Source organism: Micromonospora sp. WMMD1082, from assembly GCF_029626175.1.
Lineage (GTDB): Bacteria > Actinomycetota > Actinomycetes > Mycobacteriales > Micromonosporaceae > Micromonospora.
Genome location: NZ_JARUBM010000002.1, coordinates 3629522 through 3640629 on the forward strand (window position 1 = coordinate 3629522; position 11108 = coordinate 3640629).

Sequence of the window (11108 nt, forward strand, 5' to 3'; positions counted from 1 at the left end):
TCCTCAAGACCCTCTTGTGTTCGTGTAGCGACGAGCTCACAGCAGCGCCTCCAGGCGTTTTCGGATCTCGTCAGGGACGAGCGCGCAGGGATTGTTGCCCGCCCTGGCCGACTCGAGGCCGGCTCGCATAATCTCGGGCAGGTCGTGGTGGTGAATGCCGTAGTCGCGCAGCCGACTGGAGTAGCCGCCGCGTTCCAACTGCCGTCGCAGAGCCGCTCCCGGGTCGTGGCCTGGTCCGAATCCGACGATCGTCTCGACTACGGCCCGTACCGCCAGGCCGGCCGGTGTGGCCTCTGCCCCCACGGCCTCGCGATTGTGGTCGGCCAGCCAGACCAGGTTGAGCAGGCAGGCCACCCCGTGCGGTACCCCGTGTCGGGCGGTGAGGTGGTACGAGAAGGCGTGGGCGGCTGTGGTTCGGGTGCGGTCAATGGCCCGGCCGGCGGTGGTCGCCGCCGTAGCGAGCCGTAAGGCGGCATCGTCGTCAAGCCGGTTCAATCCACCGTCCAGCAGCGAGAGAAGCTCACGCAGCGCACTCATCGCCAGTGTCTGGGAGGTGTCGTCGGCCCGCACGCTCCAATACGACTCGACGCTGTGACTCAGCGCATCGAAGGCGCACGCGTAGCGCAACTGCGGCGGGCAGGTGACGATCAAATCTGGATCAATCAGGGCGTGGTCTGGCAGAACTGACGGATGGTCCAGCGAGTGCTTGACCCCGTTCAGGTACACGGTCGCGAAGCGAGTCACCTCGCTGCCACTGCCTGCCGTGGTCGGCACCGCGACAAGCGGGATGCGGTCGTTCCGCCCGAGGGATGCTGCGCCGACGAGGACCTGGCGGGCCGCAACAGTGTCGGCTGGGAGGGCCCGGGCAAGCTTCGCGATGTCGATCGCGCTGCCACCGCCGATAGCGATAATGGCATCGGGCCGGTAGCGCGCCAGGTGCTCCGCTGCGGCGACCGCCTGCCCCAGTGTCGGATTAGGCCGAAAACCACTGAAGAAATGCACATCGAAGGGTGTCAAGAGGTCGCGGACACCGGACCTTCGCGCACCGCGAGGGCTCGCCACGACAAGCACACGGCACGCCTGCCACGCGGCCAGGACCGCGGGCAGACGTCGACTGGCGGCGTGCGCGATGGTGATCTGCGTGGCCATGCTCATCGCCGATCCTCGGTGACGGTCTTGCTGAAACGCCGGAAGATGTCTGGTGCCGAGATCGCCGAGGTGGCCCGGGGCGGTGCGGAACCCGCCCCGACTGCGGTACGGACGGTGATGAGGCAGGGCCCGACGGTCCTGCTGCTGATCCGTAGGGCGTCCCGTACCTCGGTCAGATCACGGCAGCTCCACCAGCGCCGGTAACCCAGCGCTTCCGCGGTCGAGGCAAATGAGGCTGACTTCGAGCGGGTGGGTTGACCGCCGGTCGATTCATAGCTGCCGTTGTCCAACACGATGTGCACCAGGTGGGCCGGTGCTGCGGCGCCAACGGTCGCCATCGCACCGAGGTGCATCAGTGCCGCGCCGTCGCCGTCGAGGACAACCACGCGACGATCGTGATGGCCCGTCAGCACCACGCCGAGACCGAAGGCCGAAGCATGTCCCATCGAGCCCTGCATGTAGAAGCATGCGGGCGAATCTGCCCGGGCGAACAATGCGCGGGAGGCGTACCCGGTGGTCGAGACCAACAGCGCATCGGGAAGCAGCTCGACCACTGCGTCGATGACCTCGTCGCGCCCCATGCCGGCAGTTGGAGCGCTGTCCCGACCCTCGGGCGGACCGGCGACTGCGCCTTTGGCGACCAGCAACGCGGCTGGAAGTCCCTCGTCGAGTTGCGCCATCAGGTCCTTGACCGCCGGCTCTGGATCGTCGTCGGCGGTGACGGTGCGGTGAGCGATGCCGAGCGTATCCAGCAGCTGGTGGGTGCGCTTACCCATGACCCGATGCTGCGGTTCGTCGGCGTTCGGATCGGGCCAGCCCCGCAAGGTCATCACAAGTAGTGCCGGGATCCGGTACGGCATCAGCAGGGAGGTCAGCGGATTGATCAGGTTCCCGAAGCCACTGTTCTGGGCGAGCATGGCCGGCCGGGCGCCGCCGGAAGCGGCGCCAGCTGCCACCGCCAGCGCGATGCCCTCGTTGGCGGCCGGCAGGTAAGCCTCACCGAGCACGGCTATGGGACCTGCCAGGTAGGAACAGGGCACCCCTGTGAAGAAATCGACGCCGTGCTCGGCGAGCAGGTCGACGAACTCCTGTGCGCCGATCATTCCGACACCTTGCGCCACTGGTCTAGGTGTTGCAGTCGGAAGACGTCGTTGATGGAGGCGATCTCGTCCTCGACCGGCACGGTGCTCCCCTCTTCGCGGATCGTGCGAAGCACGTCGAGGGTCGAACGGATCATGGCGCGCAGCCCGTGGTTAGCATAGATGACCATAGATATGCCGGCACGCCGCGCGTCGTCAGCGTGCCAGTCGGGGTATGTGGTCGGAACGATCACCACTGGCACCCGCTCGTCCCAGCCGGCGAGGAACTCCAACACCTGCCGGTTGGTGCGGTCCTTGGAGTGAACCAGGACCGAGTCGGCCCCGGCGTCCGCATAGCGGCGACAGCGTTCCAACGCCTCGGTCACCGGTTGGCCGGAGATGAGCGCCTCGGTGCGCGCGATCAAGTGGAAGTCCTTTTCCCGCTGCACCGCCTTGGCAACTTCCAACTTCCGGCAGAATTCTTCCGTCGGGAGGAGGCAGTGCGGGGCAGCGACGAAACTGTTCATCTTTGGGAAGAGTTTGTCCTCCATGCAGACCGCAGTTATGCCGCGGCTCTCGTATTCGCGGACCATATGGGCCACGTTCATGGTGCCGCCGAAGCCCGTGTCCACGTCGGCGACGACAGGAATGGAGCAGCATTTCTGCATCTCCGCCGCTACGGTGAGGTACTCCGTCATGGTCAGCAGACTCGCGTCGGGCAGGCACCGGGCGGCCGAGATCTCGAAGCTCGAGGCCCAGACGGCATCCATCCCTGCCTGCTCCACCAGGGATGCGGTGAGTGCGCTGTGGGCGCCGGCCGCGCGGACCAGTCGCCCGGACCGCAGCGCCTCGGCGAGCGACGGTGAACCTGCGGGGCGGCCAGGATTCGCTCCGACCGGCAGGGTCGACTCGCCCGAAGAAATAGTCATCACATCCCCCATTAAAGATTAGGAAACCAGCCGTGGGAGGAGAGTCCACGAAGCTTGTCCATCAATGCCAGCGACTCCCACGTAAACATGAGATGAACCCCGAGGGCAAGAGATTCACATTTACGATCATGATTAATTTTTAATGCTCTCGATGCTCATGGCGCGGCTGTTCCGGCGGCCCGCGCGGGCCGCCGGAGCGAGGGTCGGTGCGGCGTGAGGCGACGTGGTCCGCACAGAGGGCAGCAGCCTTGGTGCCCTCTGTGCGGGCACTCAAACATGACGATGAAACTTTTCGTGCCTGCCTGCTCACCGTGCGCTGTGGCCTCGCCGGCGATAGCATCCGAGGTCATCGACGGCTATCTCTTGGAGCGCACATGCCTGACCAGCACGACCCGAAGCGGGACCGGGTCAGTGATCTCTACCGGCACAACATCGACCAGTTGACTGGCGACGACATCGTGATCGCGAGCTATGGCGGTGCCGGTCAGGCCATCATCGGCAACATCCTGCTCGAGTTGGGACTCAACTATGTCGACGCGTACACCGAACGTCTGTTGCCGGACGGGCGGGCCGTCGATGTAGCGGCACACTCCGCATACCGCAGCAGGCTCGCCGCCACTGCACGCGCCGAAACGGACCGACGCCTGCGGTGGCCCCGGTTCGTCAAGAGCCACGTGCCCGCCCGGCACTTCGCGGACGCCCCGCTGCGCGGTGTATGGGTCTTGGTGCGCGATCCGCGAGATGCGCTGTTCTCCTGGTACAACTGGCGACGCGGGTTCGCTGAGGAGGAATGGGACCAAGTCGAAGGCACCTTCGAGGAGTTCCTGACCCGCCCCGACTACGGTGGGGCAACCCCCGTGCAGGATTGGGCAGACTTCTACTCGGGCTGGCTCCGCGCCGCGCAGAAGCGGCTCGTCCGCCAGGTGATGCATTTCGAGGACCTCAAACAGCACCCGCACGAGGTAGTGTCCGGCGCGCTCACCGCCGCCAACGTGAGCGTGGACGACGGTGCCCTGGCCAAGGCCGTCGGGCGCAGTTCGTACGAGGCGATGCGCGCCCACGAGGACGGCGTGGTCTCTAGTCACGGCGGAGCCGACGCTATGCCTCGGATCATGAACAGTGGCAGAGTGGCCGGCTGGCGGGGCTGGATCACTCCGGAGCTGTCGGCGGCCTTCGCGAATCCGCAAATGGACCGGGTGGCCGCCCAATTCGGCTACTCGCTGGCCTGATCATTCGTAGCGGAGCACCACCACTCGGCGCTTTGGCTACTCGTACGCCGCGACGAGTAGATCCCGTAGCGGCTCCCACAGCGGAGCTGGAGCGGCCAGTATCTCTCCCGTGCACGGGAGACCGTCTGGTGTGAAGCCGGTGAGGTCGCCCACCAGCCACCCGGACTCTCGAACGATCAGCACCCCGGCGGCGACATCCCACGGCTGAACGCTCGGCAGCCACGCCGCCTCGGCCCGACCGGTGGCGCAGCAAGCCAAAGCGCAGGCGACGCTGCCAGTGCGCCGCACGTCGCGTACGTTCGGCAGCAGCGCGTCAATCACCTCGCCCGCGCGCGCTCGCCAAGCGCCTCGACCCAGGTGCACCTCGACTAGCGCCCGTTGCAGATCGTTTAGCGCGTATGGCCGCAACCGAGCTCCGTTCGACCAGGCGCCAATCCCGGCGCCTGCCCAGGTACGTCGTCCGGACACCGGCTCCACGACGGCGCCCGCGAGCAGTTCTCCGCTGTCTGCCCGGCAGGCCGCGACACTGACGGCCCAATCGGGCCGTCCATAAAGGAAGTTGGTGGTGCCGTCAATCGGATCCACAACCCATCGCACGTCGCCGACGGCGTCGTTGAGCCCGCCCTCTTCCCCGAGGACCTGATCATCGGGACGCACCTGGGCCAGTACCTTCCGGATCGCCGCCTCCGCCGCTTGGTCCGCCTGACTCACCAGGTCGTACGGACCGCCCTTTTCCTCGATCCGGAGCTCACCGATGCGACGTTGCCAGCCCACGGCGGCCTCCGCGCCGGCCTCCGCAGCCTCAAGCGCCACGGACAAGAGATCGTCGGTCACGACACCTCCGTAGAAGCAACGGGGCCATGGCGGAGATGCCCTGCCGGCGATCGATATCCGCCGGGTGGGTCGGGATAGGCAGCGCTCTCCGATCCCTACCCGGACAACTGCGGGCAAATCTGAGCCAGTCCCCGGCGTCTTGCAACGCTGCTTGGACCGTACATCGATTCGGGTCCTCGCACATCGTGTCCGAGGTACCAGCCCGCGAAGGGTGCGTCGTGCAGGCTGCTCGGTGGAACAAGATCCGTGGTGGGTTGAACACGCTGGTCGGCGCCCCTGAGACCGAGTCGGTACCTCCGATTCAGTCGCCGAGCCGATGTGGGTATCACCGCCCACGAGAGCGTCATAGACGCCCTCGACCCTGCTCCCGGCCCGTTGACAACTCTGGTATAGCTCAGGCATTCTTGACTCAATGAATACTGAACTTTCCTCTCTGGCTAGGCGGGCGCGGATCTACGCCGCCTTGGGCGATCCCGCGCGCCTGACGATCGTGGACGCGCTCGCCCTGGGTGACGCTTCCCCTGGAGAGATCGCCCAGGTCCTGGACATGCCGACCAACTTGGTCGCTCACCACGTCAAGGTGCTCAGCGAAGCCGGCCTCGTCATGCGGGGCCGGTCGGAGGGGGACCGGCGGCGGACCTATCTCCGGCTCCGGCCGGCGGCTCTGGCTGCTCTTACCCCACCGCCGCTTCCTGGCGTGGAGCGGGTGGTGTTCGTCTGTACGCACAACTCGGCCCGCTCGCAGTTGGCCGCCGCCCTGTGGAAACGCCGTACCCGGGGTGCTGTCGCCTCGGCGGGGATGAAGCCTGCGGCGCGGGTGCATCCACGAGCGGTGAGCGTGGCTCACCGCCACGACCTCGACCTCGGTCCGGCGAAGACCGCGCACGTCCGCGACGTCGTCCGCGACGATGACCTGGTCATCGCTGTCTGCGACAACGCCCACGAAGACCTCACCGGGCCGGTGCGCCCGCGGTTGCATTGGTCGGTGCCGGATCCGGTCCGGGTGGACACTGACGGGGCGTTCGAGGCGGCCTTCGCGGACCTGGCCGACCGGGTTGATCGCCTTGCCCTCGCTGTCACGTCGGGAGGCACTCGGTGACCGACACCGGCTCACGTCTTCGGCCCGACCCCAACCGGCAAGCCATCATCAACACCCTCACGCCGAGCGGACCTCAGGCACTAACCAAATGACCGAACTCAGGCGCGCTCCACGAGGCATCCCAACAACCGAACCGGTCCAACGACCCGGTCACCTTGGCCGCCACCTCGGTGTAGTCATCATCGGGAAACAGCCACAGCCCCATCGTCAGATACGCCGTCACATGCGGAGGCAGCTTCCCGTCCGAGCGCTTCACGCCCACCCCACACCGCGCCACCGCATGATCAATCGCGTCCCGCGGCACCGAACTCACCAGCACCCCGACTGACATCTGACCCGGTCGAACATCCACACCAGACACGAACAGCGATCACACCAGACCGGGACAGCGCAGCCACGCCGCCACACCGCACGGCCTGACGAACCCGAGACCACCACCATGATCAACTTACGCTAAGCGGCATTGCCCCTAGCCCGTGCCGTGAACTCCCACGTTTGCCGCGCTCGTTTGAACGAGGACTTCGCCTATTGCTGCTGAGATCAGCCCGAGGCTGCGGGCATCAGCATCGATGTCCGCATGCTCGACGTCGGATGGGCGAGGCTCCAGTCGCGGATTGCGCTCCCGAAGTACGACTTGCCCCTGCCGCAGCTTATGAACTGACGCCAAGATCGCCACTGCTTGCATTGAAATCTCCAGCATTGCGCACGTAACCGCGCCCGCAGGGCTATTGCGTTCTGGGGTAACTGCTGGTCACGGCGGTGATGAGGTCGTGTGATCGGCGGTCGGCGCGTCGGTTGGCGCGGGCGATGTTGGGTTCGCCGTGGATGCGGTGCCAGCCGATCGCGGCGTTACGCAGGGTGGCCATGACGGCGGGGCCGGTTCCGGTGCGAGCTTGGTGAAGATCTTCACGGAAAGTTACGTCTCGTACGTTGTGGACCTGGTTTTCGATCAGCCATTCCGCTCTTGCCCACTTCTGCAGGTCAGATGGCTGGGCGTCGGCGACGGGCAGGGACGTGACCAGGTAGACGGTCTCGCGGCTGGTCTTGCCGCCGGTGGTGCGGGTGCGGATGATCCGGATGGCCTGCTGGGCGTGCGAGAACGCGATCTCGCCCGGGGTGTGCAGGGTGACGGCTTTGACGGTGCGGGTCTCTTTGCGTCCGTGGCCACGGTCGCGGGTGCGGCCGCCTACCGGGATCTGCGCCCAGGGAACGGCTTTTCGCTGGGCGAACAGGGTGGGCTGGTTGCCCTTGGCCTGTAGTAACAGGTGGGCTCCGCGGCTGGTGATCTGCTCGGCGTGGCGGGTCTGGGTGTGCAGGGCGTCGGCGACGATCGTATCGACGGTGACCTGGGCCAGGACGATGCCGGTGCTGGTGTCCAGCGCGGACAGCAGATGCATCTGGCGGCCGTCGGGCAGGCGGGCGCCCCTGAGTGTCTTGCCGTCCACGGCGATCACAGTCCGGTAGCGGCGCGGGAGGGTGGTCACCGGTGGTGTCCGGGTCCGTAGCCAGCCGGCCAGAACGCTGCTGATCAGGGTTGCGTCGAGGCGGGTCAGCAGCCGCCATACCGTGGTGCCGGCGGGCACGCCGCGGGTGAACCCGAGCCGCTGCTGGTCTGATTCGTCCAGGTCGTACAGCCAGTCGGTGATCGCGGCGAACGAGGTCGCGCCGGCCAGGACGCGCAGACCGCGACAGCCAGCAACGCAGCGAGGGGGTGCCGCACGCCGTGAGGGTTACGCGGGTCTGGGATCACGCTGACAGCGTCCAGGAGCCCACGATGTTCACCGTCGGTGATCGGCTCTGGCGGCGTGTCGGCACCGGGGGTTGTCACGGTCAGTACGGAGATCAGGGATGATGCCATCGGCGGGTGGAGTCCTCGGTGTCGTGAAGTCCTAGAGAAACTCCATGATCACCTTGAGGGCTTCACCCGCTTCATCCGCCTCCATACAGGCCGGTCGCCCACCGTAATCCCAGCTCACAGACTCGCCGAGCGAGGACGCAACGGCCCTGGCCGAGGCGGCGATCGCCGTCCCCGGGTAAGAGACTCTTCCCAGGCGATGGCCGACGTGCTGCGCTTGGTGTAGGCGATGGACCTGCCCCCCGAGGGTGCTCAAAGGCGGGTAGAGGACAGACCTCCATGCCCGCGCCGTCGGATCGCTGGACGGGCGGGCATCGAGGGATATCGGTAAGTTGCAGGCATGGGCTCGCCGCATCTCCTCGTCGTGACCCCCGGAATCCGTGAGTACCGGGAGTATCTGCTCCAGTCGATCAGTCGTGCGTACCGGGTGCATCTGGTGGTGACTGACCCGCCGACGTGGGAACGCGGATATCTGGACGGTTGGACGGTCGTCGCCGATCTCGCCGACGTGGGGGAACTGGTGCGGGTCGCCAAAGGGCTCGCCGAGCGGGATCCGGTCGACGGGGTGGTCTGCTGGGACGAGACGTGGATCGTGCAGGCCGCGCACATGGCCGCGGCGCTCGGCCTGCCTGGGGATCCGGCGGCGATCGAGCGTTGCCGGGACAAGCACCGCACCCGAGCCGCGCTCGACGCCCACCAGGTGCCGCAGCCTCAGTCGTGCCTGGTGGGCGGCGGCAACGAGGCCGTGGCGGTGGCCCGGACGATTGGCTTTCCGGTGGTGCTCAAGCCCCGTGCGCTGGCCGGCAGCTTCGGCGTGGTGAAGGCGGACGATGCGGCGGCGGTACGCCGGTTCGTCGGGTTCACCGCCGCCAGCGGCCGGATGGCCCCGGAGTTGCCCGTGCACGAGCGCAACATCCTGGTGGAGGAGTACGCCGACGGCCCGGAGATCAGTGTCGACTCGGCGGTGCATCGGGGCGAGGTGATTCCGCTCTGTATCGCCCGCAAGGAGGTGGGCTTCGCGCCGTATTTCGAGGAGACCGGGCACGTGGTCGATCCGATGGACCCGTTGTGGCAGGACGCCGCGCTGTGCGCGGCGGTTGAGCGGACGCACGCCGCCCTGGGCTTCTCGGATGGGGTGACGCACACCGAGATTCGGCTTACGTCACGGGGACCGAAGGTGATCGAGGTCAACGCCCGGATCGGTGGCGGGCTGATTCCGTATCTCAACCTGTTGGGTGGTGGCGCAGACGTGGGCGGGGCTGCGGCGGCCGTGGCCTGCGGGCGCCGGCCGCAGGTGCGGGTCGCGCCGCGCCGTCGGGTCGCGGCGATCCGCTTTTACTACCCGCCCCACGACGACAGCCGGATCGCCGAGATCGCCTTCGACCGGATTTCGCTGCCCGCCGCGATCGTCAGGCACGGGCCGCTGGCGCAGCCGGGTGAGGTGAGGTCACCGCCGCCGCGCGGGCTGATGGACGGGCGGGTCGCGTACGCGATCGCACTAGGCGCCGACGCCGACGAGTGCCGCGCCGCGTTGGACACGGCCGGACGGGTGCTGCGGGTCGGCACCGCCTGAGCGGGTCCGGGACAGGTGATCCGGCGTCACCGGGCGTCCGCAGCGCTCATCCTGCCGCTCACGCGGCGCGCACCGGTGTTCGCTTGTCGGGCAGAATGCTGCGCAGGGTACGGACGTGGCGCAGCGGGGAGAGGATGAGGAACAGGCTGGTGCCCAGCAACCCCACCGTGCCGATCAGCAGGGCGCTGCGGGGTCCGGCCACCGTGCCCAGCCAGCCACCGAGCAGCGAGCCGACTGGCTTGATGCCGAGCGCCACGAAGAGGTATGCGGCGTTCGTGCGGCCGAGTAGCTGCTGCGGCGTGATGGCCTGCCGCACGCTCATGGTGTGCACGTTGCACGCGGTGATCCCGAAGCCCTGGATGAAGAACGCGATTGCGAACATCGGAGCCGCCCAGGTGCCCCGCTGGGTCGCCGGCAGCAGCAGTGGCGCGAGGTCGCCGATGACCGCGGCGGCCAGCAGCGTACGCCCGAGGCCGACCCGACCCGCGACGCGTTCGGTGACCGCCGCGCCCAGCAGGGCGCCGAACGCCCCGATGGAGAGCATGAAGCCCAGCGTGCCGGGGCTCATGCCCAGCTCTCGTACGGCGAAGATCACCAACACGGTCTGCACGATCTGCCAGCAGATGTTGTAGCTGGCCGCCTCGCCGAGGAACGCCCGCAGATACGGGTTGCGGAAGGTGAACCGGAAACCCTCCGCGATCTGCGACCGCAGCGGGGTCCGATCAACCTCGACCGGCTTCTCCCGGGCGCGTACGGCGGTGACGCCGGCAGCCGACGCCAGGTAGGTCACGGCGTTGACGAGCAGCGCGAACGGCGCGCCGACGATCTGCACCAGCAGGCCACCGAGGCCGGGACCGCCAATCTCCGCCACCGACTCGCTGGCGGTCAGGCGGGAGTTGGCGCCGGTGAGGTGTTCGGGCGGCACGATCGTCGGCAGGTAGGACCGGTAGGCGATGGTGAAGAAGACCCGACCGATACCGGCGAGGCAGGCCATCGTCAGGAGCCACGAGAAGGTCAGCCGGTCCAGCGCCGCGAGCAGCGGAATGGCGCCGATAGCCGCCCCCTGGGCGAGGCTCGACATGATCAGTACGCCACGTCGCTGCCAGCGGTCGACCAGCAGGCCGGCCGGTATGCCGAAGACCAGGTACGGGGCGAAGGTGACCGCGCCGAGCAGGCCGAGTTGCGCGGGGGTGGCGTCCAGGGTCAGTACCGCGGTCAGCGGCATGGCGAGCTGGAACACCTGGGTACCGACGAAGGAGGCGCTCTCTCCTGCCCAGAAGAACCGGAAGTCCCGGCGCCAACCCCCCGCCACGCTGCCTCCTCGACCGTTCGGGCCACCTGGGCCGCCGCCACCGTGGCCG

General features: G+C 67.6%; 10 protein-coding genes. 3 read left to right on the forward strand and 7 right to left on the reverse strand.

The features are described from left to right. Nucleotides 1–36: 36 nt before the first annotated feature. Genes O7615_RS16845 through O7615_RS16855 form a run of 3 tightly spaced genes read right to left on the reverse strand, consistent with a single transcriptional unit; the run spans nt 37 to nt 3157 of the window. Complete coding sequence (locus O7615_RS16845) at nt 37–1155, reverse strand: phosphonoacetaldehyde reductase (protein ID WP_278178604.1); 1119 nt, start codon at nt 1153–1155, stop codon at nt 37–39. Further along, the gene (aepY, locus tag O7615_RS16850) at nt 1152–2252 is read right to left on the reverse strand and encodes a phosphonopyruvate decarboxylase (RefSeq protein ID WP_278178605.1); all 1101 of its coding nucleotides are present in this window, start codon (nt 2250–2252) and stop codon (nt 1152–1154) included. The genes O7615_RS16845 and aepY overlap by 4 nt, the downstream gene beginning before the upstream one ends. Then, entirely contained in the window at nt 2249–3157 is a 909-nt protein-coding gene (locus tag O7615_RS16855) for an isocitrate lyase/phosphoenolpyruvate mutase family protein (RefSeq protein WP_278178606.1), read from the reverse strand. The genes aepY and O7615_RS16855 overlap by 4 nt, the downstream gene beginning before the upstream one ends. A 374-nt stretch (nt 3158–3531) precedes the next feature. On the opposite strand from O7615_RS16855, the gene O7615_RS16860 reads away from it, so the two are divergent. Continuing rightward, nucleotides 3532–4386 (forward strand): sulfotransferase domain-containing protein, encoded by an 855-nt coding sequence (locus tag O7615_RS16860; RefSeq protein WP_278178607.1) that lies wholly within the window; start codon nt 3532–3534, stop codon nt 4384–4386. A gap of 36 nt (nt 4387–4422) precedes the next feature. Here O7615_RS16860 and O7615_RS16865 read toward each other — a convergent pair whose 3' ends face one another. Further along, nucleotides 4423–5220, reverse strand: a complete 798-nt coding sequence (locus O7615_RS16865; protein WP_278178608.1) for an inositol monophosphatase family protein — start codon at nt 5218–5220, stop codon at nt 4423–4425. Between the two features lie 412 nt (nt 5221–5632). On the opposite strand from O7615_RS16865, the gene O7615_RS16870 reads away from it, so the two are divergent. Beyond that, entirely contained in the window at nt 5633–6319 is a 687-nt protein-coding gene (locus tag O7615_RS16870) for a helix-turn-helix domain-containing protein (protein ID WP_278178609.1), read from the forward strand. A 73-nt stretch (nt 6320–6392) separates the two neighbouring features. Here O7615_RS16870 and O7615_RS16875 read toward each other — a convergent pair whose 3' ends face one another. Together O7615_RS16875 and O7615_RS16880 are read right to left on the reverse strand one after the other, a co-directional pair. Beyond that, nucleotides 6393–6650 carry a transposase domain-containing protein gene (locus tag O7615_RS16875; protein WP_278182126.1) on the reverse strand — a complete coding sequence of 86 codons (258 nt, stop codon included), beginning with the start codon at nt 6648–6650 and terminating at the stop codon, nt 6393–6395. Nucleotides 6651–7044: 394 nt separating this feature from the next. Then, nucleotides 7045–7902 carry an ISAs1 family transposase gene (locus O7615_RS16880; protein ID WP_278178610.1) on the reverse strand — a complete coding sequence of 286 codons (858 nt, stop codon included), beginning with the start codon at nt 7900–7902 and terminating at the stop codon, nt 7045–7047. Between the two features lie 612 nt (nt 7903–8514). On the opposite strand from O7615_RS16880, the gene O7615_RS16885 reads away from it, so the two are divergent. Further along, nucleotides 8515–9747, forward strand: a complete 1233-nt coding sequence (locus O7615_RS16885) for an ATP-grasp domain-containing protein (RefSeq protein ID WP_278178611.1) — start codon at nt 8515–8517, stop codon at nt 9745–9747. Nucleotides 9748–9805: 58 nt separating this feature from the next. On the opposite strand, the gene O7615_RS16890 is transcribed toward O7615_RS16885, so the two are convergent. Next, nucleotides 9806–11059 carry an MFS transporter gene (locus O7615_RS16890; RefSeq protein ID WP_278178612.1) on the reverse strand — a complete coding sequence of 418 codons (1254 nt, stop codon included), beginning with the start codon at nt 11057–11059 and terminating at the stop codon, nt 9806–9808. Nucleotides 11060–11108: the final 49 nt, after the last annotated feature.